The sequence below is a fragment of the Streptomyces sp. NPDC003247 genome (assembly GCF_042888135.1).
GTDB lineage: Bacteria > Actinomycetota > Actinomycetes > Streptomycetales > Streptomycetaceae > Streptomyces.
The window spans coordinates 374,119-400,949 of the sequence record NZ_JBIAPF010000006.1; the positions used below are offsets into that span (position 1 = coordinate 374,119).

The following is a 26,831-nucleotide window of genomic DNA, read 5'->3' on the forward strand; positions in this document are numbered from 1 at the left end:
ACGCCCCGGGGGTGGGGTGCGGGGCCCGGTGCGGGTGGGGTCTGGTGGGGAAGGAGGCGCGGTGCGGCGGCACCGCCCGGCGGGGGCCTGCGGCTCAGGAGATGCCGAGTTCCTTGCCGATGAAGTCCATCAGCTCGTCGTCGGTGGCGGCCGACAGCGCGGCGGAGACGTCGGCCCCCGGCCCGGTTCCGCCGGCCGGGGCCGTGCCGTCCGTGCCGTGCGGGCGGTTCGGGCCGTGCGGGCCGTTCGCCGCCAGGCCGGCCAGCCGGGCCGCCGCGTCCGCTCGCTCCGGACCGTCCGGCGGCAGGCCCGTCAGCAGCGCTTCCAGACGGTCGAGGTGGGCCCGCAGCTCCCGCGCCGCGCCGCCCTCCGCCGCCTCGGCCGGGGCGAGCCGTTCGTACAGCAGGTCGGCCACCGCCTGCGGGGTGGGGTGGTCGAACACGACGGTGGTGGGCAGGCTCAGCCCGGTGCGCCGGTTCAGGCGGTTGCGCAGTTCGACGGTGGTGAGGGAATCGAAGCCCTGCTCCTTGAAGCCCCGGTGGACGTCCACGGAATCGGCCGGCCGGCCGCCCTGCACCTCGGCGACCTGGGCGCGGACGAAGCGCAGCAGCAGCCGGCGCCGGTCCTGCTCGCCGGTCGCCGCCGCCAGCTCGGCGCGCAGCCCGTCCGGCCGCTCGTCCGGCTCCGGCGCGCTGTCGGCCGTGGGGCCGCCGGTGAGCGCTTCGAGCAGGGGATGGGCCCGCAGGGCCGCCAGCGCCGCCCAGTCGCCGCGGCACACGACCAGGTGGGTCTCGTCCCGGTCCAGGGCCTGTTGCAGTGCGGCGACGGCGAGTTCGGGGTCCATGGGCAGCAGTCCGTGGCGCTCGGTGCGGCGGGCGGCCTCGTCGCCGGCGATGCCCTCGCCCGCCCACAGCCCCCAGGAGACGGAGGTGGCCGGCAGACCGGCGGCGCGCCGCCGGAGGGCGAGGGCGTCCAGGTAGGCGTTGCCGGGCGCGTAGTTGGCCTGCCCGGGGGTGCCGAGGACGCCGGTGGCGGAGGAGAACAGGACGAACGCGCTCAGGTCGAGGTCACGGGTGAGTTCGTCCAGGTGGCGCGCGCCGGCCGCCTTGACCCGCAGGACCCCTTCGAGCCGTTCGGGCGTGAGCGCGTCGAGCAGGGCGTCGTCGAGGACGGCCGCGGTGTGCACGACCGCCGTCAGGGGGTGTTCCGGGGGAACCGAGGCGATCACCCGGGCGAGTTCGGCACGGTCCGAGACGTCGCACGCGGCGAACGTCACCCGGGCGCCCAGCGCGGTGAGTTCGTCCCGCAGGGCGGCCGCGGCCGGCGCTTCGCCGCCGCGCCTGCTGAGCAGCAGCAGATGGCCGGCGCCCTTGCGGGCCAGCCACCGGGCGGTGTGCCCGGCCAGTGCTCCGGTGCCTCCGGTGACGAGGACCGTGCCGTCACCGGGGGTCCATTCGGCCGCCCGCCCGTCGGCGGGGGCCGGTTCCAGGGGTGCCGGCACCAGGCGCCGGGCGAGCAGTCCCTCGGGCCGTACGGCCAGTTCGGCCTCCCGGTGACGAGCGGTGAGGGCGGTGAGCACCCGGGCGGCGGCGCCCGTGTCGGCCCGCTCGGGCAGGTCGACGACGCCGCCCCAGCCGTCGGCCTCGGTGGCGGCCACCACGGCGAGTCCCCAGACCAGCGCTCCGGCCGGGTCGGCCGGCCGGTCGCCGGTGCCGGTGGTCACCGCGCCACGGGTGAGGGCCCACAGCGGCGCGTCGGTGCCGGTGTCGTCCAGCGCCTGGAGGAGCGCCGTGGTGGCGGCGAGGCCGTGCGGCAGGTCCGGCAGGCCCGGTTCCGGGTCGTGGTCCAGCGACAGCAGGGACAGCACGCCGGTCACCGGCTCCGCGGAGGACCGGTCGACGGCTTCGGCGAGCAGCGTGGCGAGGGACGCGCGGTCGGAGCGGCCGGCCGGGACGGGGACGCGGTCGACGCGTGCGCCGGCGTCGCCGAGGGTCCCTTCCAGCAGCGGCCCCCACGTGTCGTACGGCCGGGGCGCGGCGTCGGCCCGGTCGGGCAGCACGAGCAGCCAGCGGCCCCGGACGGTCCCGGGCGCCGGATCCGGTACCGGCTGCCAGCGCACCCGGTGCCGCCACCGGTCGATCTCGGCCGCCCGGCCGCGCTCTCCGTGCCACGAGGCCAGCAGGGGCAGGACGGCGTCGAGTGCCTCACGGCGCCCGGAGTCGGTGATGCCGAGCGTGGTGGCGAGGGAGTCGAGTTCCCGGCGTGCCACGAGGTCCCAGAACCGGCCGTCGTCGGCCGGGGTGCCGGCGGGCGCCCGGTGTTCGCGTGTCCGGTGTTCGAGTGTCCGGTGTTCGGGGGCCTGGAACCAGTGGCGTCGCCGCTGGAAGGCGTAGGTGGGCAGGTCCACCCGGCTCGGCCCCGACCGGCCGATGACCGCGCTCCAGTCGACGCCGGCCCCCCGCGCGTGGGCCGCGCCGAGGGCGGCCAGCAGGGTCTCCGGCTCGGGACGGCCGCGGCGCAGCGCCGCGGCGAGGGCGGGCGGGGGTGTGTCCTCGCCCTGTCCGCCGAGCAGGCCCTCCTGCGCCAGGGCCGTGAGGACGGCGTCGGGACCCAGCTCCAGGTACGTGGTGACCCCGTCGGCCTCCAGACGGCGTACGACGTCGAGGAAGCGGACCGCGCCCCGGGCGTGCGCCGCCCAGTACCCGGGCGGGATCGGCCGGTCGCCGGTGAAGAGGGTGCCGTCGAGGGCGCTCACCAGGGGGATGTCCGGCGGCAGATGGTCGATTCCGTCGGCGACCCGGTCCAGTTCGCCGGTCATCGGGTCCATGAGCGGCGAGTGGAAGGCGTGGCTCGTGCGCAGTCGGGCGGTCCTGCGGCCGCGGGCGCGGAACTCCGCCGTCACGGCGAGCACCGCGTCTTCCTCTCCCGAGATCACCGTCGCGGAGGGGCCGTTGACGGCGGCGATGCCGACCTCCGACTCCCGGCCGTCGAGGGCGCCGAGCACCTCGTCCTCGGTCGCCTCCAGGGCGACCATGGCCCCGCCCTCCGGCAGGGCCTGCATCAGCCGGCCCCGGGCGACGACCAGCGCGGCGGCGTCCGGGAGGCTCAGGGCGCCCGCGACATGGGCCGCGGCGAGCTCGCCCACCGAATGTCCGGCGACCACGTCGGGACGGACGCCCCAGGACTCCAGCAGGCGGAACAGCGCCACCTCCAGGGCGAACAGCGCCGGTTGGGTGAACAGGGTCCGGTCCAGTGCACGGGCGGTGTGCGGGGCGGACGGCTCCTGCGGGATCGGGCGGGCGGGCTGCTGGTCCTGCGGGTGCGGGCCTACGGGCTGCCGGTCCTGCGGGTTCCGGCGTCCAGGCTGCTGATCCTGCGGGTGCGGGCGTACGGGCTGCTGATCCTGCGGGCTCGGGTCCGTGGCCCGGTGTTCCTCGGCCTGCTCGGCCTGCTCGGCCTGCTCGGTCTGCTCGGTCTGCTCGACCTGCTCGGCCTGCTCGACCTGCTTGACCTGCCCGGCCTGCCCGGCCTCGTCCGCGTCGGCGAAGACGATGTCCCGCAGCGGGGCGGGGGCGTGTCCGGACAACTGGGTGTCGAGCGCGGCGCACGCCTCGTCGAAGGCGGCGGCGAAGACGGGGTGGGCCGCGTACAACTCCTTCCCCATGCCGGTCCGTTGGCTGCCCTGTCCGGTGAAGAGGAACGCCAGCCTGCCGGAGGCGGCGGACCGTCCGCGGACGACCCCTTCGGCGGCCTCCCCGTGGGAGAGGGCCCGGACGGCGGTGTGGAGGTCGGCCGGACGCCGGGCCACCACGACGGCACGGTGGTCGAACAGCGGCCGTCGGGCGAGGGCGTGCCCCACCTCGGCCGGGTCGACGGCTTCGGGCGCCGTCGTGTTCAGCAGCGCGGTCAGCCGTGCGGCCTGGTCGTGCAGTGCCTGCGGGGTGCGCGCCGACAGGATCCAGGGGACGGGGACGTCCCGGTCGGGAGCCGGGCGCTCGGGCTCGGCCGGGGCGGGCGGCGCCTCTTCGAGGATCAGGTGGGCGTTGGTGCCGCTGATGCCGAACGCGGACACGGCGGCCCGGCGGGGACGGCCGGCGGCCGGCCAGGGCGTGGCTCGGGTGAGGAGTTCGACGGCGCCCCTGGACCAGTCGACGTGCGGGGTGGGGCGGTCCACGTGGAGGGTGGCGGGCAGCAGGCCGTGCCGCAGGGCCTCGGTCACCTTGATGACGGAGGCGACACCGGCCGCGGCCTGGGTGTGCCCGAGGTTCGACTTCAGGGAGCCGATGCGCAGCGGCTGTCCCTCGGGACGGTCGAGCCCGTAGGTGTTGATCAGTGCCTGGGCCTCGATGGGGTCGCCGAGGGTGGTGCCGGTGCCGTGGGCCTCCACGGCGTCGATGTCACCGGGGGTCAGCCGGGCGTCCGCCAGGGCCTGGCGGATGACGCGCTCCTGGGAAGGGCCGTTCGGAGCGGTGAGCCCGTTGCTGGCGCCGTCCGAGTTGACCGCGCTCCCCCGGATCAGGGCGAGCACCCGGCGGCCGGCCCGGCGGGCGTCCGACAGCCGCTCCAGCAGCACCAGGCCCACGCCCTCCGACCAGCCGGTGCCGTCGGCCGCGGCGGCGAACGGCTTGCACAGCCCGTCCGGAGCCAGTCCGCGCTGCCTGCTGAACTCGGTGAACATGCCCGGCGTCGACATCACCGTCACCCCGCCCGCCAGCGCGAGGGCGCACTCGCCGGAGCGGATCGCTCGCGCGGCCAGGTGGAGCGCCACCAGTGACGAGGAGCAGGCGGTGTCCACGGTGAGTGCGGGCCCTTCGAGGCCGAACGTGTAGGCGATGCGGCCCGAGGCGACGCTGACGCTCGCGCCGGTCAGCCGGTGGCCGGCGCCGCCGCCGGCTTCGTGCAGGCGGGGGCCGTACTCCTGCTGGGTGGCGCCGATGAAGACGCCGGTCCCGCTGCCGCGCAGGGTCGCGGGGTCGACGCCGGCCCGCTCCAGCAGTTCCCAGGAGGTCTCCAGGAGGAGGCGCTGCTGCGGGTCCATCGCGTCGGCCTCGCGGGGCGTCAGTCCGAAGAAGTCGGCGTCGAACCGGTCGGCGTCGTGCAGGAATCCGCCGCGGCGCACGTACGTGTGGCCGGGACGGTCCGGGTCGGGGTCGTAGAGGTCCTCGTCCCAGCCCCGGTCGACCGGGAAGCCGCTCGTCGCGTCCGTCTCCGACACCAGCAGGTCCCAGAGCCGCTCCGGGGTGTCGGCGCCACCGGGCCAGCGGCCCGCGGTGGCGACGATCGCGATCGGGTCGTCGTCCTCGCTCCCGGGCGCCCCGGCCTGCCCGGCCTGCCCGGTCTCCCCGGCCTGCCTGGCCTGCCCGGCCTGCCCGGCCTCCTCGACGGTTCCGGTGGCCCGTGGTGCTTCGGCGGTCTCGCCGGGGGTGGTGCCGGAGGCCTCCGTCGCGAGGTGCCGGGCGAGGGCGAGCGGGGTGGGGTGGTCGTAGGTCAGGGTCGGCGGCAGCCACAGCCCGGTCGCCCGGGACAACCGGTCGGCGAACTCCACCGCTCCGAGCGAGTCCAGCCCGAGGGCCTTGAACGTGCGATCGGGGTCGAGGTCCTGCCCCGGGGTGACGCCCAGGACGTCGGCGGCGGCGGCTCGGACGAGGGCGAGGAAGTCGGTCCGTGCGGCCGGCACCGGCACCGGCACCTCGGGTGTGGCGGGCTTCGGGCCGACGGCGACGGAGCCGTTCGTGGAGGAGGCGGCCGGCGCGGACGCGTTCGGCGCGGGGGCGGACGCGTTCGGCGCTGGGGCGGCGGCCGTCGGGGCGCTCGCGATCCGGGCCGCGCCGGCGAACCGGAAGGGCCTGCGCCGGAACGCGTAGGTCGGCAGCGGCACCCGCTCGCGCCGCCCGTCGCCGAAGAAGGCGGACCAGTCGGTGTCGGCACCGGTCACCTGGAGTTCGGCCAGCCCGCTGACCAGGGAGAGCCGCTCGGACACCCCGGGCCGCAGGAGCGGGACCACGGAGGCGTCACGGCCGGCGGTCGACCGGGTCAGGGAGGTCAGCACGTTGCCGGGGCCCAGCTCCACGTAGCCGGTGACGCCCCGCTCGGCCAACTGCCGTACGCCGTCGTGGAAGCGCACCGGGCGCCGGATGTGCTCGGCCCAGTAGTCGGGCGAGGTCAGCTCGTCCGGACCGGCCGGCCGGCCGGTCACGTCGGAGATCACGCCGAGGGCCGGGGGGCGGAAGGCGAGCGTCGCGGCGATCCGCCGGAACGCGTCCACCGCGCTGTCCATGTGCGGGGAGTGGAAGGCGTGGCTGACCTTCAGACGACGGGTCCTGCGGCCCTCGCGGGCGAACCGTCCGGCGACCTCCTGCGCCGCCTCCGTGTCTCCCGAGACCACCACCGCACGCGGGCCGTTGACGGCCGCGAGCGCCAGCCGGCCCGCGTACTCGGCCAGTACCGCCTCCGCCTCCGCGGCGGTGGCCTCCACGGCGATCATCGCTCCGCCCGCGCGGGCCTCCTCCATCAGGCGGCCCCTGGCCGCGACGAGGGTGACGGCGTCCGCAAGCGGGAGCACCCCCGCGACATGGGCGGCGGTGAGTCCGCCGATGGAGTGTCCGAGCACGAAGTCCGGTGCCGGCAGGTGCCGTTCGAGCACGCGGAACAGCGCCGTTCCCAGCGCGAACAGGGCGGCCTGGGTGTAGCGGGTACGGTCGAGGAGCACGGCGTCCGGCGAGCCGGGAGCGGCGAAGAGGACGTCGCGCAGCGGCCGGTCGAGGTGGGTGTCGAACCGCTCGCACACCTCGTCCAGGGCCGCGGCGAACGCGGGTGTGGTGGCGTGCAGCCCGAGGCCCGCGCCGGCCCGCTGGCTGCCCTGTCCGGGGAAGAGGAAGGCGACGGGACCCGCCGACCGCACCGGCCCGCGGCCGACCACGGCGCCGGGGGTGGGCTCGCCGGCCGCCACGGCGTCCAGCGCGCGCAACAGGCTCCGGCGGTCGTGGCCGAGCACCACCGCGCGGTGGGCGAACCGGGTGCGGGTGGTGGCGAGGGAGTGGCCGAGGTCGGCGATGCCGAGGCCGGGGCGGCCCCGGACGTGCTCGGCGAGCCGCCCGGCCTGGGCCCGCAGCGCCGCGGGGGTGGCGCCGGACACGGGCCAGGGGATGACGACGTCGGCGGCGGCCGCGGTCGTCCCGGTGGCGCCGTCGGCATCGGTATCCGTATCGGCACCGGCACCGGCACCGGCACCGGCGGGGCTCGGAACGGTCCCGGTGGTTGCCGCGTGCGCGACGCCGTCGGGGTCGGCCGCACTCGAAGCGGAGTCGGTGGCGGCCGCGTCCACGACGCCGTCGGCATCGGCGGCACTCGAAGCGGAGTCGGCGTCGGCGTCGGCGGATGTCGCCGGGCGGGCGGTGGCGGGCGGCTCGGCCAGCAGCACATGGCAGTTGGTGCCGCCCATGCCGAAGGAGCTCACGCCGGCGATCAGCCGCCGGTCGGGCCGGGGCCAGGGGCCCGACGCGCGCTGGACCCGCAGGCGCAGCGCGTCCAGGGGAATCCGCGGGTTGGGGGTCTCGTGGTTGAGGGTCGCGGGAATCCGCCGGTGGCGGAGGCTGAGCACCGTCTTGAGCAGCCCGGCGACTCCGGCCGCGCCCTCCAGATGCCCGATGTTGGTCTTCACCGAGCCGACCAGCAGGCGCTCGTCGCCCTCGCGGCCCGTGCCGTACGCGGCGCCGAGCGCGGCGGCCTCCACCGGGTCCCCCACCGGGGTCCCGGTGCCGTGCAGTTCGACGTACTGCACCTCGCGCGGGTCGACCCCCGCCTGCCGGGCCGCCTGGAGCAGCACGTCCCGCTGGGCGTCGGCGCTGGGTACGGTCAGGCCCTCGGTGGTCCCGTCGTTGTTGACCGCGCTGCCGAGGATCACGCTGTGGACCCGGTCGCCGTCGGCGAGCGCCGCCGCGAGCGGCTTGAGGAGCACCATGCCGCCGCCCTCGCCGCGTGCGTATCCGTTGGCGCGGGCGTCGAAGGTGTAGGAACGGCCGTCCGGTGACAGGCCGCCGAAGCGGGCGGCGGCCGAGGTGCTGTCGGGGGCCAGGTTGAGGTTGACGCCTCCGGCCAGCGCGAGCGTGCAGTCGCCGTCGCGCACGGCCCGGTAGGCCAGGTGGAGGGCGACCAGGGCCGACGACTGGGCGGAGTCGACGGTCAGGCTGGGGCCGCGCAGGCCGAGGGTGTACGACACCCGGTTGGCGAGGATCCCCCGGTTGAGTCCGGTCAGGGTGTGGCGGGTGAGGGGGCCCGCGTCCTCGCGGTGGCGCAGCGTCGCGTAGTCGTGGGCCATGGCGCCCACGTAGACGCCCACGGGGGTGCCGGCGAGGCCGGCGGGGACGATCCCGGCCTCCTCCAGCGCCTCCCAGGCGAGTTCGAGGACGAGCCGCTGCTGCGGGTCCATCTCGGCGGCCTCGCGCGGGGAGACGCCGAAGAAGTCCGCGTCGAAGTGGTCGACGTCGTCCAGGAAGCCACCGGGCAGATCCGCGCCGCCCGGCGCACCGGCCCCGGGCCGGCCGTCGGCGCCTCCGGTGTTCCGTGACACGCCTGTGTTCCGTGACACGTCGGTGTCCCGTGACACGTCTGTGCCCTGGGGCGCGCCCGTGTTCCGTGAGACGCCGGTGTCCCGTGACACGTCGGTGTCCCGTGACACGTCCGCGTCCCGGGACGCCCGGCGGTCCTCAGGGGGCGGACCGACCGCGCTTCGGCCCCGCCGCAGCAGATCCCAGAAGGCGTCCGGGTCCGGTGCGCCGGGCAGCCGGCACGCCAGTCCGATCACGGCGACGGGAACGACCTTGTCGTGGCCGGCTCCGGCCGCATGGATGTCAGCCTGCCTGGTCATCGTTCTCGCCGAACCCTTCTCAACATTCCGCGCGGAAGATTTCCCGCTGCACCGACTTTCCCTCCGGGACGCCCGGAAAGGCGATGCGATGATTCGTTCCGCATCCCGGCGCCACCGCTCACATTTTTGCCGTGCGGCGCTTTCCACGCCGACCCCTAACCTCCCCCTATGACTTCCCACACCACGTTCCACCTGCTGTTTTGAAGATCGTCCGGGGCGCGTGCCCCGGTTTGCGCACCGACACCCCTAGGGGTCGCGATTAGGGGTTCCCCATCGGAAATGGCCCACCATAGCGTCTTCCACAAACATGCGGCAGCGTCAATTTGCTCGTTCATCTTGGAGGGAATCACAGATGGATTCACTGACCGAGGCAGTTCTCCGGGGAGCCTCCGCGGACGAACTGGAAAGCGCTCCCGTCCCGGAGGACTTCGTCGCCGCTCACATCCGGCAGGAGGACGTCGGCATCTTCGACGGCGAGGCCGACAGCGACGTCCGGCGCTCGCTGCGGGTGGGCCGGGTGCCGATGCCCGAACTCGCCCCGGACGAGGTGCTGGTGGCCGTGATGGCCAGCTCCATCAACTACAACACGGTCTGGTCGGCGACGTTCAAGCCCGTGTCGACGTTCGGCGCGCTCAAGCGCTTCGCCAGGACCGGCGGTCACGCGGCCCGACACGACCAGCCCTTCCAGGTCGTCGGCTCGGACGCGGCCGGGGTGATCGTGCGCGTCGGGGCCGGCGTCCGCCGCTGGAAGGTCGGCGACCACGTGGCCGTCAACGCGGCCGTCGTGGACGACCAGGACCCCGTCACGCACGCCGACGGCATGCTCGGCGCCGACCAGAAGGCGTGGGGGTACGAGACCAACTTCGGCGGCCTGGCGCACTACACCGTCGTACGGGCCAGCCAGCTGCTCGCCAAGCCGGGCCACCTCACCTGGGAGGAGGCGGCCTGTGTGCCCCTGTGCGGCGGAACCGCCTACCGGATGCTGGTCAGTGACCGGGGCGCCCGCATCAAGCAGGGCGACATCGTCCTGATCTGGGGCGCGACCGGCGGTCTCGGCGCGTTCGCCGTCCAGTTGGTCAAGAACGGCGGGGGCATCCCGGTCGGTGTGGTCAACTCCGAGGCCAAGGCGAAACTGCTCGCGAAGCTCGGCTGCGACGTCGTGATCAACCGCGAGGAGATCGGCATCGGCGGCCGGGTGGCGGCCGGCGCCGACACGGTGGAGCTCGCCAAGCGGCTCGGCCGGGCCGTCCGGGCGGAGCTGGGCGAGGACCCGCACGTCGTGTTCGACCACGTCGGCCGGGCCACCTTCGGGATCTCGGTCATCGTGGCCCGTCGTGGCGGCACCGTCGTCACCTGCGGTTCGAGCACCGGCTACGAGCACTCCTTCGACAACCGCTACTTCTGGATGAACCTCAAGCGCATCGTGGGCAGCCACGGCATGAACCTGCACGAGGCCGCGGAGATGATGCGCCTGCTCAAGCTCGGCAGCGTCGCGCCCGTCCTGTCCGACGTGTACCCGCTTGCCGAGGTCGGCGAGGCCGCCCGCCTGGTGCAGACGAACGGCCACACCGGCAAGGTCGGCGTGCTCGCCCTGGCCCCCCGGCCCGGACTCGGCGTGACGGACCCACAGACGCGCGCCGCGCTGGGCGAGGAGTGGCTCAATCCGCTGCGGTCCGCGCCGCGGCCGGCCCTCGCGGGATGAGCGATCCGGGGTGCCCGGAACCCCCGGGTCACTCCGTCGACCGCGAACGGCGCCGACACCGCCGTAGGCCACCCGCGAACAGCGCGCGCACGCACCACCGCAGCCACCGGGCCACAGCAGCCACCGGGCCACCGCGAAACGGCGCCCCCCACCCCACCCGCCCTGCGTGCTGCGCGCCGCGCGCCCCTGGGCCCCGAGCAGAACGCACCGACGAACCGCGCCGCAGCGAGGAGAGGACCGCCGCCCATGACCGCCACCGCCCTTGACCCCCTGGCGACCGCACTGCCCACCCTGCCCGAGGTCCTGCGCCTGCGCAGCGCGACCCGACCCGACGACATCGCCTACGTCTTCCTCCACAACGGCGAGACACCGCAGCAGACGCTGACGTACCGGCAGCTCGACGAAGCCGCGCGGGCCCGGGCCGCCGAACTGGACGCGGCCGGGCTCCGCGGCGGCGCCGCCGTCCTGCTCCACCCGTCCGGTCTCGACTTCGTCTCCACCCTCCTCGGCTGCATGTACGCGGGCGTCGCCGGGGCCCCCGTCCAGGTGCCGACCCGGCTGCGCGGTCTGACCCGGCTGCGGCGCATCGCCGATGACGCCGGGACGACGACCGTGCTCACGACGGCAGCCGTCAAACGAGACCTGGAGGAACGTTTCGGGGACACCCCGGAGCTCGCGGGGCTCACCCTGGTGGACACCGGATCGCCGCCCGCTCCGGGGGCCGGGGAGTGGACCGGCCCGGCGGCCGGTCCCGACGACATCGCCCTGCTCCAGTACACCTCCGGCTCCACCGGTGACCCCAAGGGCGTACGGGTCACCCACGCCAACTTCCGCAGCAACGTGGCCGAGACGGACCTGCTGTGGCCCTGCCGCCCCGACAGTGCCGTGGTCAACTGGCTGCCCCTCTTCCATGACATGGGGATGCTGTTCGGGGTCGTCCTGCCGCTGTGGGCGGGTATCCCGGCGTATCTCATGGCCCCCGAGGCGTTCATCCGCCGGCCGGCCCGGTGGCTGGAGGCGATCTCCCGGTTCCGCGGCAGCCACACCGCCGCGCCGAGCTTCGCCTACGAACTGTGCGTACGGGACGCGGCCGACAACGGCGTGCCCGAGGGACTGGACCTGTCCAGCCTGCGGGTGGCGGCGAACGGGGCCGAACCCGTGCGGTGGAACGCCGTACGCGACTTCACCCGGACGTTCGCCGGGGCCGGTTTCCGGCCTCGCGCCATGTGCCCCGGCTACGGGCTGGCGGAGAACACCCTCAAGGTGACGGGGAGCCGGGAGGACCAGGACCCGACACTGCTCCTGCTCGACGCCGAAGCCCTGCGCGAAGGCCGCGTCGAACGGCTCCCGGACGGCGACCACTCGGTGGACCCGGCGTCCGGTGCGGGCGCCGTCCACGCGGTGGGCTGCGGCACGACGGTGGGGACGACCTCGGTGCGCATCACCGACCCCGGGACGCTGGCCGGGCTGCCGGACGACACGGTCGGCGAGATCTGGGTCAACGGTCCGTGCGTGGCGGACGGTTACCACGGGCGGACCGAGGAGAGCCTGCGCACCTTCGGGGCGCGCCTGACCGGTGAGGAGGACCGGGGCACCTGGCTGCGCACCGGGGACCTCGGCTTCGTCCACGCCGGCGAGCTCTTCGTCACCGGCCGGCTCAAGGACGTGATCATCCGCAAGGGCCGCAACTACTACCCGCAGGACATCGAGGTGTCGGCGGAGCGCGCCGACCCTGCGCTGCGCCCGAACTGCGCGGCGGCGTTCTCCGTGGACGACGGCACGGCCGAACGGCTGGTGGTGGTCGTCGAGGCCGACGGGCGTGCGCTGCGCGACGGCGGCAGCGAGGGCCTGCGCGGGCGCGTACGGGAGGCGGTACGGGACGGCCAGCGGCTGGAGGCCGACGAGATCCTGGTGGTCCGGAGGGGGACGTTGCCGAAGACGTCGAGCGGCAAGGTGCAGCGCCGTGAGACACGCCGGCGCTATCTGGACGGTGAGTTCGCGACGCGTACGACACCGGACTCCGGGGAGGCACGGTGACGGGCGGCGGAACGACCGGGCACGGACCGGCGGGCGCGGACGGCGAAACTGCCGGGCACGGAAACGCGGGCGCGGGCGGTGGGGTGGCGGCGGGCGGTGCCGCGCGGGGGCTGAGCGCCCCCGTGGCCGTCCCCGGTGCCCGGATCCTCGGCGTCGGTGCCTACCGGCCCTCCCGTGTGGTGCCCAACGCCGAGGTGGCGCCGGCGATCGATTCGAGTGACGAGTGGATCCGGCGCAGGTCGGGCATCACCGCCCGCCGCTTCGCCGCCCCGGACGACACCGTCGTCGACATGGCCGTGGCCGCGTCGCTCAAGGCCCTGGCCCAGGCGGGCATCGCACCCGACGCGGTCGACACGGTGCTGCTCGCCTCCATGTCCCAGCTGACCCAGTCGCCGCCCGCCGCTCCCCGGGTCGCCCACCGGATCGGCGCCGTCTCGGCGGGCGCCCTGGACGTGGGGGCCGCCTGCGCGGGCTTCGTCCACGCCCTCGCGACGGCCGACTCCCTGATCCGGTCGGGCACCAGCCGGCATGTCGTGGTGGTCGGCTCGGAACGGATGACCGACATCGTGGACCCCACGGACCGCGGCACGGCCTTCCTCTTCGGCGACGGGGCCGGCGCGGTGGTCGTCGGCCCGGCCGACCAGCCGGGCATCGGGCCGGTGGTCTGGGGCTCCGAGGGCGACCGCCACGGCGCCATCGCCCATTCCGGGCCCTGGCCCGCGCCGGGGGCGTCGGTCACCGTGGCGCCCACCCTGCGCATGGACGGCCCCGCCGTGTTCCGGTGGGCGGTGGCCACGGTGCCGGTGGCGGCGCGCGCCGCCCTCGCCGCCGCCGGGGTGGACGCCGGCGACCTGGCCGCGTTCGTCCCGCACCAGGCCAACCTCCGCATCGTCGAGGGGGCGGCGGCCGCACTGCGGCTCCCGCCCCATGTGGTGGTGGCCCGTGACGTCGTCCACACGGCCAACACCTCCGCGGCGTCCGTCCCGCTCGCCCTGGAGGAGCTGATCGCCCGGGGCGCGGTGCCCCGGCGCGGTCTGGCGCTGCTGGTGGGCTTCGGCGCGGGCCTCAGCCACGCGGCGCAGGTGGTGGCCCTGCCGTGACGGACGGCGGCCCGGCCGAAGCAGATCGGCCGGGCCGCCTGGTCAGCCAGGCCGGTCAGATGGGGTCGACCAGGCCCGGTCAGCCGGGTCGGCCAGGTCGGCCTGGTCTGGCCAGGTCGGTCGGACCAGGCCGACCCGGCCAGACCAGGCCGGTCAGGTCAGGTCAGGTCAGGCCAGGCCGGTCAGGTCAGGCCAGGCCGGTCAGGTCAGGCCAGGCCGGTCAGGTCAGGTCAGGCCGGTCAGGTCAGCCAAGGACCGGTGACCCCCTGGACGGCCGAGCCGTCCAGGTCGGCCAGTTTGATCGCGGCGAGTTCGCGTGCCGCGCCGGAGGTCTGCACCCGGAAGGGCGGCCGCTCCGCGGTGAGCACGTCGACGACCACGGCCGCCGCGTCGCCCGCGCTCTGTGCCTGCTCGAAGAGGCCCGCCGTGGTGGCGAAGTAGGCCTTGAAGGCCGCCTCGTAGGGGCCGGCGTTCTCGATCAGCCCGGGCACGGACGGCTCCAGACGGGTGACGAACTCGCTGGCCACCGGGCCCGGTTCGACCACGGAGACCCGCACTCCGGCGGTCGCGGCGACCGGGGCGAGGGACTCCAGGAAGCCCTCGAGGGCGAACTTGGCGGCGCAGTAGGCCTCGTTGAACGGCTGCCCGATCAGACCGCCGAGGCTGGAGACGGTGACGAGACGGCCGCCGGCGGCGCGCAGGTGCGGCAGCGCCGCCTTCGTCACCTCCACGACTCCGAAGAAGTTGACCTCCAGGACGGACCGGAAGGCCTCGACCCCGATCTGCTCGACGGTGCCGAGCTGCCCGACCCCGGCGTTGTTGATCACCGCGTCGAGACGTCCGTGGTCGGCGACCACGCCGGACACGGCCGCGCCGACGGACTCCGGGTCGGTCACGTCGAGGCGGGCGACCTGGACGCGGTCGCCGACACCGGCCGCCTCGGCGGCCGCGCGCAGGGCGTCCCCCCTGGCGGTGTCGCGGAGGGTGGCGACGACGTTCCAGCCGGCCTCGGCGGCCTGGACCGCGGTGGCCAGGCCGATGCCGGAGGACGTGCCGGTGATGAGGACAGTACGCAGGGAGGTCATGAGCGTCTCTTCCGGTGAGCACGGGGAGCACGGGCGCGTGGGCGGGATCCGGAACCGCACGGGTCCCGGCGGCGGGCGGTACCGGACCTGCCGTTTCGCCCACCGTGCCATCACCCCCGGGGGCCGCCAACCCCTATTTCCACAGGCCCCTTCCCTACCTTGCGTACGTTTGCGCCGGCCCCTTGACAACGCGTCGTCCCGCGCGCAGGGAAACGGTTCGCGGTGCACGGGACACGACGCGCGGACCGATCGCTCCCCACCCGCCCCACAGGGAACAACCACCCCAAGTGATCTGAAACGCTTATCAGTTGATGCTAGCGTTGATCCATGAGACCGGTCTTCGACATCATCGCGCTGCGCAGTCTCGTCGCCGTCGCGGACGAGGGCGGATTCCGCCGGGCCGCCGAGTCCCTGACCCTCAGTCAGTCCGCGGTCAGCCAGCACGTGCGGCGGTTGGAGAAGACGCTGGGACGACCGGTGGTGGAACGGGCCGGCCGCGCCACCCGGTTCACCGCGGCGGGCAAGCTCCTCCTCGACGAGGCGCGCTGGATCCTCAGCGTGCACGACGAGGCCGCGCGACGCCTCCTCGGTTCCGAACCGGCCACCGTAGTCATCGGCTCCGCCGAACACGCCGCGGACCAGATCCTGCCCATGGTCACCGAGGCCGTCCACCGGACGCTGCCGCGCTCCCAGGTCAGGTTCCGCATCGACCGCTCCGCACGGCTCGTCGAGGCCGTCAACCGCAGATCGGTGGATCTGGCGGTGTACGTGACGGAGGCGGTCGTCGTCGAGGGCATGCCGGTCGGCGGACTGCCCCTGAAGTGGTACGCAGCGCCGGGGTGGACACCGCCGCCGGCACCGGCCGCGCTGCCGCTGGCGGCGATCGAGGAGCCGTGCGCGGTCCGCCGCCAGGCCCTCCAGGTGCTCTCCGCCCACGACATCCCCGCGTCGGTGGTCTGCGACGCCGGCTATCTGGCCGGCGTACTGGAGGCCGCCCGCGCCGGACTCGGCGTAGCCCTCCTGGCGGCCACCGGTCGCGGCTACGACGGCCTGGTGGAGTACACCGGCCTGCCGCAGCCTCCCGCCATCCGGATGAGCGCCCACGCCCGGCCGGGCGCCGACCCGACGATGGTCATGAACGCGGTCGAGGCGGTCCGCTCCCTCCTGGAGGAGCTGGCCGTGTCCCGCCCCACGGCGGGGCCGGACACGGCCGACGCACTCGACACACCGTGCGGTGATCTCTCCGACGACGAGTGGAAGTCGGTGGAACCGTTGCTTCCGCTCGGGGAGCGCGGCCCCTACCCGGAGGGCCTGCGCCGGCAGTTCGACGGGGTGCTGTGGCGTTTCCGCACCGGCAGTCCGTGGCGGACCGTGCCCGAACGCTACGGGGCCTGGCAGACCGTGCACCACCGCTTCCAGCAGTGGGCGCTGGCCGGAACCTTCCAGACCCTGTCGGGGACGGCCGGGACGACGGTGCCCCACCCGCACTGGCCGGCCACCCTGCTCAAGGCCGCCGAGGAGGAGCGGAGGCTGCGCGCCCGGGACGGAACGGGCCCGGGCCTCCTCCCGGACGACGGCCACCTCTGAGCCCGACCGGCACCCCGGAGCAACGGCACGCCGCGGAACGCGGGATCAGTCGCCTCCATCGGCGAGCGGCTCCGGCCCCTGGTCTCCTCAACACGCCCCGTTGCGCGCAACGCTTGCGAGAGCGCGTCGACGGTCACGCCCACTACGTCCAGGAGTTGCGCCGGACTCGCCCCGGCTCGGCTCATGACGGCGAGAGACTGGTTCACGGCCGCCACGTGTTCAGCGAAGGCATCGGCGTCCCGGTCGGTCAAGCGCCCGGCCCTCAGCGCGGCGCGCAGGCGCGCACGCCGGAAACCGAGCGCCTCCTTGGCGTGCGCCGCGACGGCCGGGCTCAGCACCGGAACCGAAGCCAACCCCGTCCGCGACCTGCTCCGGCACGACCTGGACGGGTTCACCCACCGCTGGGTCGACGCCGACGGCATCCGGCTTCATCGCCGACGCCGACTGACGCCGCTCAGACCTGTCCGGCACGCACCCGCCCAGGCGCACGGCCGTCAGGACGCCCTCGTCCGGCCGGTCCTCCGGGCAGGAAAGGTCGTCCTGGCACGGACGGGCCGCCGACCGTCTCGGCACCTCGGCACCTCGGCACCTCGGCACCTCGGCACCTCGGCGCCTCCGACGATGTCGACGACCTCCGCAGCAGAACACCGCCCACGAGCGGCGCGTCACCGACCCGCGTCTCCAGCTCGACGAACGTGAACAGGACCTCGTGTGCTGGCCGGGCCCGCGGCCGACGGCGGTACCTCGACGACGAAGAACAGGAAGCAGGGTCTGGCCGAGAGGTCGTCGAAGCCGTCGGGGAACAGTTCACGGGCGGCCGGGTCGGGCTGCGGCTCGCTGATGACGGCGAGGCGGAAGCCGGCGGCGCTGAAGGCGTCGATCATCGCGTGCAACGGCTTGCGCCAGAACCGCATCGGGACGGACTGCCCGCCGAACGTCCAGTCGAAGGTGTAGCTGGTGGTCGCGAAGTAGTCGGGCCGGGGATCCCCGATCGTGTAGGCCACGAACGGGTGGTCCACCGACGCGATCAGCCGGCCGCCGGGCCTGAGCACGCGCCGCAGCTCGGCCAGCGTCGGCCCCCAGTCCTCCAGGTAGTGCAGCACCAGCGACGCGACCACGTCGTCGAACGCGCCGTCGGCGAACGGCAGGGGGTCGCGCAGGTCGGCCACGTGCAGGGCCACGTCGTCCCCGAGCCGCCGCCTGGCCAGCGTCAGCATCCCGGCGCTGGCGTCGATGCCGGTGACGAGCGCGCCGCGGTCGCGCAGTGCGGCGGACAGGGGGCCCGAGCCGCAGCCGGCGTCCAGGATCCGGCGGCCGGCCACCTCGCCGGCCAGGGCCGTCATCGCGGGCCTCGCGTAGTACGCGTTCACGAGGCTGTGCTCGTTCTCCGCCGAGTACGCCTCGGCGAAGCTGTCGTAGTCATTCACCCGGGCCGGAGCCGCGGACCGGGCGGAACTCTCGGGCAGGTCGGTCGATCGGTCCATCGTCGTAGGCTAGTGGCCGCGTGATCCGCCGGACAGAACCTGTCGTCGGTCTGCGCCAGGGCGCAACCGCCGCGTCGAGCGCCTGATCCGGTGCGGCGGGACCGGGGGCGGTCCCGCCCGTGAACCGGTGGGCGGCAGGAAGCCGAGGGACTCGCGCCACGGTCGCGCCGGCCCCAGGGGGCGTCAGAGCCCGAGCAGCCGTTCGGCGTTGAGGTGACAGATCTTCGCCCGGTCGAGTTCGCTGATGGGGGCGTTGTCGATGAAGTGGACGGCCTCGGCGTTGCCTTCCATGGGGTAGTCGGTGGAGAACATGATCCGGTCGGCGCCCAGGGCGAGGAGGCTGCCCAGCAGCGGTGCGGGTGCGCACACACCGCTCGTGGTGATCATGATGTTCTCGCGGATGTAGTCCGAGGGCCGCTCCTTGCCGAGTTTCCGGCCGCGGTGGTCGAGGAACGCCCAGCGGCTGTCGAGGCGCCAGAGCATGCTCGGCAGGCCCTCGCCCATGTGCCCGAGGACGAGCGTGGCGCCGGGGAACCGGTCGAAGACGCCGGAGAAGACGATGCGCAGGGCGTGGGTGGCGGTCTCCACGCCCCAGCTCCACATGGGGCCGATCAGTTCCTCGTGGCCGCCCAGGTTGTGCCAGGTGTCGTAGGAATTGGCCGGGTGCAGATAGAGGGGGACGCCGAGGGCCTCGGCGCGCTCCCACAGCGGGAGGTACTTGTCCGCGTCCAGGTACTCGCCGTGGGTGTGGCCGTTGATGAGGGCGCCGCGCAGCCCGAGCTGGGTGACCGCGCGGTCCAGTTCGGCCACCGCGGCGTCGGGGTCCTGGAGGGCGAGGGCGGCGAAGCCCGCGAATCGGGTGGGGTGCTTGGCGACGATCTCGGCGAGGTAGTCGTTGCCGAGGGAGGCGTTGCGCACGGCCGTGGCGGTGTCCTTCTCCACCTGGACGCCGGGCGAGAGTAGCGACAGGACCTCCACGTCGATGCCGTACTCGTCCATCTGGGGCAGGCGCACGTCGGTGAAGTCCAGCAGCCGCTTCAGCGACGTCTTCCACTGCGCGGGGTCGAACATGGCGGCGCCGGGGAGGCTGTAGTGCTTCATCGCGTCGGTGGTGAAGTGCTCTTCGAGGGCGATCTTGCGCATGGTGGGTCCTTTCGTCGGGCTCCGTTGCCCGAGCGGATCGCGAGGGGGGCCGGCCGGGTGCCTTCGGGGCGGGCCGGGCGGGTCAGGCCGCCGAGTCGGGGCGGAGCGTGAGCGCGGGTGCGGTGTGCGACAGGGGCTGCGGATGTGCGGTGTGCCGGTGCGGGACGCAGAGGGCGGCCAGCGCGCCCAGGGCCCCGACGGCGGCGAAGACGTAGAAGTTCCATTCCAGGCCGAGCCCGGAGTCGAGGAGGCGGCCGCCGAGGGAGGGGCCGACGATGGCGCCGAGCCTGCCGACGGACAGCGCCCAGCCCATCGCCGGTGTGCGCAGATCGGCCGGCATGCGGTCGATGAGGTAGGCGTTGACGAGGGCCTGGACGCCGAGCAGTCCCAGGCCGCACACCAGCAGGCACAGGTACAGCAGCCACATGGCCGGGCCCCGGCTGATCACGAGGAGGCCGGCGCCGCCGGCCAGGAAGGCGCCCGCCACGACGCGGCGGGGACCGAGGCGGTCCGCCAGGAGGCCGCCGGGCACCAGGCCGACACTCGCTCCGACCCAGGACAGACAGGTCAGGGTGAGCGCGGTGCCGGTGGAGAACCCGCCGGTCTGCATGATCGTGGGCAGCCAGGTGCTGAAACCGAAGGTCAGCAGCAGCCCGCAGAACGCCATCAGCCAGAACAGCACGGTCGTGGCGGCCAGCCGGCGCGTCAGCAGCAGGCCCAGCCCCAGCAGGCGGTCCCTCGGGGCCTGGGCGGGAAGCTGCGCCTCGGGCAGGCCGAACCGTGCGGTGACGCGCGCCGCCTGGTCGCCGCGGCCGGTGCGCAGCAGGTGCAGGGGGCTCTCCGGCAGCCGTGCCAGGGCCCAGGGGACCACGGTGATCAGCGCGGCCGCGCCCACGAAGTACAGGACGCGGAAGGAGACGTCGGGCAGCAGCCAGGCGCCGAGCAGCGGCGCGCCCAGCGAGCCCAGGCTCGAGGCGGCCATGACGATGCCGATGTTGCGGGCGCGCTGCCCGGCGGGGGACATCTCGGCGACCACGGCCGTGAGGGTGGGCAGGACGACGCCGAGCCCGATGCCGGCGAGCAGGCGGGAGGCGGCGAAGGTGCCGGGCCCGCCGGCCGCGCCGGAGGCGAGCATGCACAGGGAGAAGAAGGACAGGCCGCTCAGCAGGAGCCGGCGGGGTCCGACGCGGCGGCCGGTCGCCCCGGCGACGCCGGCGCCGATGAGCATGCCGAGCGCCGCCAGGGAGCCGATGTCGCCGGCCTCTCCCTTGGACAGGTGCCAGTCCGGTGCCGCCAGCAGCGACGGCACGGTGGCGCCGTAGACCGACAGGTCGTAGCCCTCGAACAGGGCGATCAGAGCGGTGAGTACGAGGAACGGCAGCATGGCGGGCGCGTGGTCACGGGGACCTGACGGCGCCGTCGGGGTTGCTTGCACGGGCGGTTCCCCTTCGGGAGGTGGGTGTCGCCGATGTGGTGCTGGTGCCGAGATGCCGCACGGGGCGGGCGGCGGACAGGCGCCCCGAGAACCGGGACGGCGGACAGGCGCTCCGGAGGCCGGGACGGCGGACAGGCGCTCCGCAGGCCGGGACGGCGGACAGGCGCTCCGGGGGCCGGAACGGCGAACAGGCGCTCCGGGGGCCGGGACGGCGAACAGGTGCTCCGGGGTCGGGACGGCGGTCGCGCCGCGCGCCGCCCGCCGCGCGGCTCAGTGTGCCGGAGCGCGGGAGGCACGTACGGCCGAGCGGCGGGCCTCGTTGGAGACCACGGTGTTGCGCAGCCGGCCGAGGCGTTCCACCTCCACCTCCACGACGTCGCCCGGTCCCAGCAGCCACGGTGGCGTCCGGGCGTAGCCCACACCGGAGGGGGTTCCGGTGGCCAGCAGATCGCCGGGGCGCAGCGTGAACGTACGGGAGATGTGGGCGAGGGTGTCGCCGACGCCGTACACCATCTCGTCGGTGCGGCCGTCCTGCACGACCTCGCCGTTGACCCGGGTCACGACGCGCAGTCCGTCCCGCAGGTCCCCCACGTCCGCCGCCGGGACCATGGGGCCGAGCGGGCCGGAGCGGTCGCCGTTCTTGCCGAGGATCCACTGGGAGGTGAGCTTCTGGGCCCGCCGCGAGGTGAGGTCGTTGAAGGTGGAGTAGCCGACGACGGCGGCCAGTGCCTCCTCGGGAGTGGCGTCCACGAGCGGGGCGCCGATCCACGCGACGACCTCGCCCTCCCAGTCCAGCCCGTCCTCGCCGGCCGGTACGGGCACCTCGGCGCCGTCGACGGTGAGTGACTGGGTCCAGCGGGCGAACAGCGTCGGGTGCGGCGGCAGTTCCTGGTCGCGGAAGGTTCCCTCGGCGACGTGCTTGAGGTAGTTCAGGCCGACGCAGATGACCCGGGCGTCCGGCCGTACCGGAGGGACGAACGTCACCGAGGACGCCGCGAGCGCGGGCCCCCCGCCACCGCGGGCGAGGTGCCCGGACGGGTCCGCCCAGAACTCCTCCAGCGGGGCCAGCACCGTGATCTCGCGTCCGTCGGGCGAGAGTCCGGCCACCTCCGTCCCGGTTTCTCCCTGCCGCCGGATACCCACTATGCGCATGCGCAGCTCCCAGTCCGTCACGTCCCGAGGAAACCTCAAAACCCTTTAAAGGTTCGGAGGTTTGTGCTTCGATGGCGACTATGCCTCAGGAACCAGCCGACGGACAAGACATGCGACCGCGGCGCTCGACGCCGGGCGGCGCGGTGCTCTCCGGCCTCGGCGCCGCCTCCCCCGGGCGCACCCGCGCCGAGCAACTGGCCGCCGCCCTCGACGACCGCATCAGGTCCCTCGGCCTGCGGGCCGGCGACCCCGTGGGGACGCTGGAGTCCCTGCGGGAGGAGACCGGCTACGCCTACTCAACGGTCAGCGAGGCGGTGCGGGTGCTGCGGGACCGCGGGGTCCTGGACATCCGTCCCGGGCGGGGCGGCGGACTCTTCGTCGCCGACCGCGGGCCGGTGGTGCGCCTGCGGCACACGCTGCTCGACGTCCAGGACGAGCCGGCCACCGTCGCCGACGCCATCGAACTGCGCGACCACCTGGAAGTGCTCGTCGACGTGGGCGCCGCCCGCTGCCGCACCGGGACGGACGTCGCCGAACTGCGCGAGCACGTGGAGCGGCTGCGTGCCGCACCGGACTGGGACGCGTTCATGCGGGCCAACTGGGCGCTGCACGAACGCATCGCCCGGATCTGCCCCAACCGCATGGCCGCGGCCGTGTACGCGGGGACCCTGGGGCACCTCAGCTCCGCCTCGTCCCGGTTCGACGACGACGCGGAGGCGTCGGGGCGCTACCGGGCCGAGCGGTGCGAGGTGCACGCGGACCTCGTCGAGGCCATCGCCGCGGGCGACGAAGCCGCCGTACGCGCCGCCGTGGCCCGGCACAACACCACCACGTAGGCAGTCGGGCCCGTACCGGTCCGATCACCACCGCACACGCACCGCACACACACCACTCACCGCACATCGCACATCGCACATCGCACATCGCACATCGCACACACCGCACACCGCACGTCAGCCGGAGCCGAGCACCACCGCATGAGAGGGACGCCTCATGTCATCCGCCGCATTCCGCAGGTACCTCTACCCCCCGGACCACCCGCGCATCGCCGACCTCAAGGGCGTGGACGCCTACACCTACCGTGAGACCGCCCGGGCCGAGGGCACGTTCACGGGTGAACTGATCCGCGGCTGGACACCGCTGTACCGCAACGACTTCGTGGGCGTCACCGAGGACGGCACCCTGCGCCGGGACGTCCATCCCCTCGTCCCGGCGAGCCCGGGTGAGGAAGCGCCCACCGCCGCCATGGTCGCCGCAGCGCGGGAACTGCTCGGCACGCTGGACGAGGAGGGCCGGGCCAGGATCTGCCATCCGGTGGACGCCGTGGAGTGGCAGACCTGGGCCAATCCCGAGTTCATGCAGTTCGACACCGGGCTGCGCCTGGAGTTCCAGCCGCCCGAGGTGCGCCGCGCGGCGCTCGCCCTCGTCGAGGCGTCCCTCAGCCCGGAAGGGTACGACGAGGTCCGCACGATGATGCGGATCAACGGCTTCCTCGGGGAGGTCGTCGGCCTGGAAGGCATCCTCAACGAGTTCAGCTACAACATCGCCCTGTACGGCGAGCCCGACCCGCGCGGCGCGTGGGGCTGGCAGTTGTACGGCCACCACTGCGCCGTCAACTGCCTCGTCGTGGACGGACGCATGACGCTCGGGCCGGTCTTCCTCGGCGCGGAGCCCAACGAGATCGACGCCGGCCCGCACGCCGGGACCACCGCCTTCACCGAACGGATCACGCTCGGCCGGCAGGTCATGGCCGCCCTCGACCCGCGGCAGCGGAAAGCCGCCACCGTATACGCGCACATGGTCGACCCGGCGATGCCCGAGGGCCGGGTGCACCCCGGCGACGAACGGCATCTCGCCGGCGCCTTCCAGGACAACCGGGTCATCCCCTTCGAGGGCGTACGGGTGCCCGACCTGCCCCCTCGGGCGCGGGAGGCGGTCATGGCCGTCGTGGAGGAGTTCGTGCGCCCCCTGCCGGCCGGTCCGCGCGCCGCCCGGCTCCGGGAGGTGCGCGCCCACCTGGACGAGACGTGGTTCTGCTGGATCGGCGGCCACGGCCCCGACGACGTGTTCTACTACCGCGTCCAGTCACCGGTGATCATCGCCGAACTGGACCACCACTGCGGCGTGTTCCTCGACTACGACTCCCCCCAGCCGTTCCACGTCCACACCGTGCTGCGGACGCCGCACGGCAACGACTACGGCCGGGCCTGGGTCCGGCAGTGGCAGCGGGGGGAGCACCGGTGACCGGGACACGGGCGGCGGCCGCGACCGCACGGCACGAGATCGCCAACGTCCTGCACACCTACACCGAGGCCGCGGACCGCAAGGACGTCGACGCCGCGGTCCGCGTCCTGGGCGGGGCGCGGGTCCGGTTCCCCTCGGACGGCTTCGACACCCCCGCCGGCGCCGAGGCGTTCTTCAGCCGGCTGTGGAACTTCCCCGGCGGTCACCGGCACGACGTCTCCAACCTCGTGGTGCTGCCGGGCCCGGACGGCACGGGAACGTGGGAGGCGCGGGCCCACTACACGAGGTGGCTGCTGGATCCGTCGCCCAGGGTGCACACGCTCGGCGCGTACTCCCTGCTCGTGGCGGAGGCGGACTGGACGGTGCGGTCCCTGACCGTCACCCGGACGTGGACGGAGGACGGCGGGTGACGGACATCGGCCGGGCGACCACCGTGCTCGACGCGATCGCCGAGAGCCGGTGGCCGCTCACCCTGACGGACCTGTCCACCCGGACCGGGATCCCCCGCTCGGCGGTGCACCGGGCGATCCAGGCGCTGGAGCACGAGCTGTACGTCGTGGCCGCGCCGGAGCGCCCCGGTTACATCTTGGGCCCCGGTCTGCTCAAGTTCGGCATGAACGCGCACCTGGGGCTGCTGGCCGCCAACCGCACCCAGCTGGCGTCGGTGGCGCGGGAGGTCGGGGAGAACGCCGAACTGGCCGTCTTCAGCGGACGGGAGGTGGTGGTCGTCGACCAGATCGCGTCCCCGGAACGCCTCAGGGGCGTCACCCAGGTCGGCAAGAGCTTCTCCCTGCACGCCAGTTGCATCGGCATGGCCCTGCTCGCGCAGCTCCCCGACACCCGGGTGGTCCAGGTCCTGCCCGAGCGGCTGAAGCGGTTCACCGACCACACGGTGACCGACCGCGACGCCGTGCTGGACGCCCTGGCCACCGTGCGCAGGTCGGGCGTGGCGGTCGACCTGGAGGAACACGACGTGGGGATCTGCGCCCTCGCCACGGGCATGACCGGGCCCACCGGAGCCCTTCAGGCCGTCGCCGTCGTCATGCCCACCCATCGTTTCCGGGCCAAGGCGCCGCTGGCCGTGGAGAGTCTGCGGCGGCTCAATCCGCTCGTGGACACCCGCCTCGCCCTGCGGCAGTGCAAGGTGACCTGATCCCGGACGCCCCGCGTGGGCCGTACGGCCATGAGGCCGGGGGTGCGGTGCGCACCCCCGGCCTCCCCGCCGTGCCGTCACACGCTCTCCGGTGACGCCGGGCCCGCACCACCGGCGTGGAGGGTCTCCGGCGTGCGGAAGTCTCCGGGGCTGACCGCCCGGTCGGTGCGGTACAGCAGGAACACCGCGACGAGACAGACCGCGGCGGCGGCCCCGAACGTCCCGAACACGCCCCGCGCGCCGCCCGCGGCGATCGCCGTGCCGCCCAGTGTCGGGCCGAGGAAGGCGCCGATGCAGGAGGTTCCGTTGGACCACCCGAGGGCGGCGGCGCGGACGGGCAGGGGGTAGATGTCGGCGGCGGTCGTGTGCACGAGGTTCATGGTGGTGTGACCGCCGATCCCCATGAGGGCCACGCACAGCGTGGTGGTGGCGACCGACACCGGCAGCACCAGCGCCCCGCCCAGACCGAGCACCGTACAGGCGCCGGTGACCACCGACAGCCGGGCCGCCCCGTACCGGTCCGCCGCCCACGCGCCGGCGAAGGAGCCCGCCACGGCGGCGCCGGTGAGCGTGAACGTGAACAGCAGGGCCGCCCGCAGCGAGTACCCGAGGTCCGTCATCGCCTCCGCGGCCCACACGTTCAGGCCCTGCCACGCCACCATGTTGGCGATGGCGCAGAGGGCGACCACGAGCGCCACGGCCGTGCCGCGCCCGGTGAACAGCGCCGCCGTCTTCTGCCGCCCGGTCCACCGCCGTGCCGCGCGTTCCTGCGGGGTGTCCGCGGGGATCGGCGTGCGCACGACGGCCAGCAGGATCACCAGCGCGGCGCCGGCGCCGATCAGGAACATCGGCCGCCAGCCGAGCGCCGGCAGGACCGGGACGGCCAGCAGCGACGCCGCGACCCCGCCCAGCGGAATGCCCGCCATGGTGATGGTGACGACCAGCGAGGCGCGCCGCGCGGCCGCGTTGTTGCGGGCGAGGGTCATCGCCGTGGTCAGCGCGCAGCCCACCCCGACGCCGGTGAGGAAGCGGGCCGCCGCCAGCGTCGCCACCCCGACGGAGGCGGCGGTCAGGGTCGCCCCGACCGCGAACAGGGCGATGGCGAGGACCAGGACGTGCTTGCGGCCGGCCCGTTCGGCGATCACCGGTGCCAGCAGGGAACCGGCGATCGCGCCGATGTACACCAGTCCGCCGACCAGGCCGGTCTGCGAGTCGGTGATGTCCAGGGACGCGTCCTTGAGCAGCAGCGGGACGACGGAACCGAAGACGATGAGGTTGAAGCCCTCGATCACCGTGATGATCATGCAGAGCGCCACGACCGCGGGGTGCGATCGGGTCTCCGCCTCGGACGGGGATCCGGTGGATGCCCGGGATCCGGCCGGTGCCTGGGGTGATCCGGTTGATGCCTGGGGTGATCCGGTTGATGCCTGGGGTGATCCGGTTGATGCCTGGGATCCGGTTGATGCGGGGACATGCATGCGGCTCTCCAGATGTTCGGGCGCCGTGGGCGCTCCAAGGTGCCGACATGCTGGGGAGCGGGGCGTACGCGCGTCCTGCTTCTGTCCCGGAATCCGGGACAGAAGCAGGACACGCCCCCGGGCTGCTTCCGTAGCGTCTTCCGCGGGACGCAGACGGATTCCGGAGCCGCACCGGGAACCGGTCCCCCGCCGCACCGCCCCTTCCGGGGCGTACGGCGGAAGTCGAGCCGCGCTCTGCCCACACCTCGTGTCCGCCCGCCCCTGCCACAGCCGCAACCGCGGCCCCGCGCAGAAGGCCACCGTCCCGGCGGTGTTCCCGGCTCCGCAGCCGGCTCACTCCCGCAGCCGCCGCCGTCCGTCCCGGA

The 26,831-nt window shown here is 74.4% G+C and carries 14 protein-coding genes and 2 pseudogenes; 8 read left to right on the forward strand and 8 right to left on the reverse strand.

Annotated features, from left to right (window positions below; translation table 11 throughout):
* Nucleotides 1–94: 94 nt before the first annotated feature.
* Nucleotides 95–8,803, reverse strand: a pseudogene (locus ACFYWQ_RS22525) (SDR family NAD(P)-dependent oxidoreductase); the annotation flags it as partial.
* 415 nt (nt 8,804–9,218) lie between these two features.
* On the opposite strand from ACFYWQ_RS22525, the gene ccrA reads away from it, so the two are divergent.
* The 3 genes from ccrA to ACFYWQ_RS22540 all read left to right on the forward strand — a co-directional run bounded on the left by ccrA (nt 9,219) and on the right by ACFYWQ_RS22540 (nt 13,705).
* Entirely contained in the window at nt 9,219–10,568 is a 1,350-nt protein-coding gene (gene ccrA, locus ACFYWQ_RS22530) for a crotonyl-CoA carboxylase/reductase (RefSeq protein WP_389518647.1), read from the forward strand.
* 246 nt (nt 10,569–10,814) lie between these two features.
* Complete coding sequence (locus ACFYWQ_RS22535) at nt 10,815–12,605, forward strand: fatty acyl-AMP ligase (protein ID WP_389518648.1); 1,791 nt, start codon at nt 10,815–10,817, stop codon at nt 12,603–12,605.
* A 122-nt stretch (nt 12,606–12,727) separates the two neighbouring features.
* Nucleotides 12,728–13,705 (forward strand): beta-ketoacyl-ACP synthase III, encoded by a 978-nt coding sequence (locus ACFYWQ_RS22540; protein ID WP_389518649.1) that lies wholly within the window; start codon nt 12,728–12,730, stop codon nt 13,703–13,705.
* A 239-nt stretch (nt 13,706–13,944) separates the two neighbouring features.
* On the opposite strand, the gene ACFYWQ_RS22545 is transcribed toward ACFYWQ_RS22540, so the two are convergent.
* Entirely contained in the window at nt 13,945–14,790 is an 846-nt protein-coding gene (locus ACFYWQ_RS22545; RefSeq protein WP_389518650.1) for an SDR family oxidoreductase, read from the reverse strand.
* A 327-nt stretch (nt 14,791–15,117) separates the two neighbouring features.
* Between ACFYWQ_RS22545 and ACFYWQ_RS22550 the strand changes: the two genes are divergently transcribed.
* Nucleotides 15,118–16,377, forward strand: a complete 1,260-nt coding sequence (locus ACFYWQ_RS22550; protein ID WP_389518651.1) for a transposase — start codon at nt 15,118–15,120, stop codon at nt 16,375–16,377.
* Nucleotides 16,378–16,481: 104 nt separating this feature from the next.
* Here ACFYWQ_RS22550 and ACFYWQ_RS22555 read toward each other — a convergent pair.
* From ACFYWQ_RS22555 to ACFYWQ_RS22575, 5 genes and pseudogenes are all read right to left on the reverse strand, one after another.
* Nucleotides 16,482–16,724 (reverse strand): annotated as a pseudogene (locus ACFYWQ_RS22555) (TetR/AcrR family transcriptional regulator); the annotation flags it as partial.
* 318 nt (nt 16,725–17,042) lie between these two features.
* Nucleotides 17,043–17,861 carry a class I SAM-dependent methyltransferase gene (locus ACFYWQ_RS22560; RefSeq protein WP_389518652.1) on the reverse strand — a complete coding sequence of 273 codons (819 nt, stop codon included), beginning with the start codon at nt 17,859–17,861 and terminating at the stop codon, nt 17,043–17,045.
* A 183-nt stretch (nt 17,862–18,044) separates the two neighbouring features.
* On the reverse strand, nt 18,045–19,004 hold the full coding sequence (locus ACFYWQ_RS22565) for an amidohydrolase family protein (RefSeq protein ID WP_389518653.1): 960 nt from the start codon (nt 19,002–19,004) through the stop codon (nt 18,045–18,047).
* Between the two features lie 82 nt (nt 19,005–19,086).
* On the reverse strand, nt 19,087–20,439 hold the full coding sequence (locus ACFYWQ_RS22570; protein ID WP_389518654.1) for an MFS transporter: 1,353 nt from the start codon (nt 20,437–20,439) through the stop codon (nt 19,087–19,089).
* A gap of 270 nt (nt 20,440–20,709) precedes the next feature.
* On the reverse strand, nt 20,710–21,612 hold the full coding sequence (locus ACFYWQ_RS22575) for a fumarylacetoacetate hydrolase family protein (protein WP_389518655.1): 903 nt from the start codon (nt 21,610–21,612) through the stop codon (nt 20,710–20,712).
* An 89-nt stretch (nt 21,613–21,701) separates the two neighbouring features.
* Between ACFYWQ_RS22575 and ACFYWQ_RS22580 the strand changes: the two genes are divergently transcribed.
* The 4 genes from ACFYWQ_RS22580 (at nt 21,702) to ACFYWQ_RS22595 (ending at nt 24,988) form a co-directional block, all read left to right on the forward strand.
* Nucleotides 21,702–22,427 carry a FadR/GntR family transcriptional regulator gene (locus ACFYWQ_RS22580; protein WP_389518656.1) on the forward strand — a complete coding sequence of 242 codons (726 nt, stop codon included), beginning with the start codon at nt 21,702–21,704 and terminating at the stop codon, nt 22,425–22,427.
* A gap of 157 nt (nt 22,428–22,584) precedes the next feature.
* Nucleotides 22,585–23,835: a DUF3500 domain-containing protein gene (locus ACFYWQ_RS22585; RefSeq protein ID WP_389518657.1), complete on the forward strand. Its 1,251-nt coding sequence runs from the start codon at nt 22,585–22,587 to the stop codon at nt 23,833–23,835.
* Complete coding sequence (locus ACFYWQ_RS22590) at nt 23,832–24,245, forward strand: nuclear transport factor 2 family protein (protein ID WP_389518658.1); 414 nt, start codon at nt 23,832–23,834, stop codon at nt 24,243–24,245. The genes ACFYWQ_RS22585 and ACFYWQ_RS22590 overlap by 4 nt, the downstream gene beginning before the upstream one ends.
* Nucleotides 24,242–24,988 carry an IclR family transcriptional regulator gene (locus tag ACFYWQ_RS22595; protein WP_389518659.1) on the forward strand — a complete coding sequence of 249 codons (747 nt, stop codon included), beginning with the start codon at nt 24,242–24,244 and terminating at the stop codon, nt 24,986–24,988. Before ACFYWQ_RS22590 ends, ACFYWQ_RS22595 begins: the two co-directional genes overlap by 4 nt.
* A gap of 77 nt (nt 24,989–25,065) precedes the next feature.
* On the opposite strand, the gene ACFYWQ_RS22600 is transcribed toward ACFYWQ_RS22595, so the two are convergent.
* Nucleotides 25,066–26,292, reverse strand: coding sequence for an MFS transporter (locus ACFYWQ_RS22600; protein ID WP_389518660.1), 1,227 nt, complete (start codon nt 26,290–26,292; stop codon nt 25,066–25,068).
* Between the last annotated feature and the right edge of the window lie 539 nt (nt 26,293–26,831).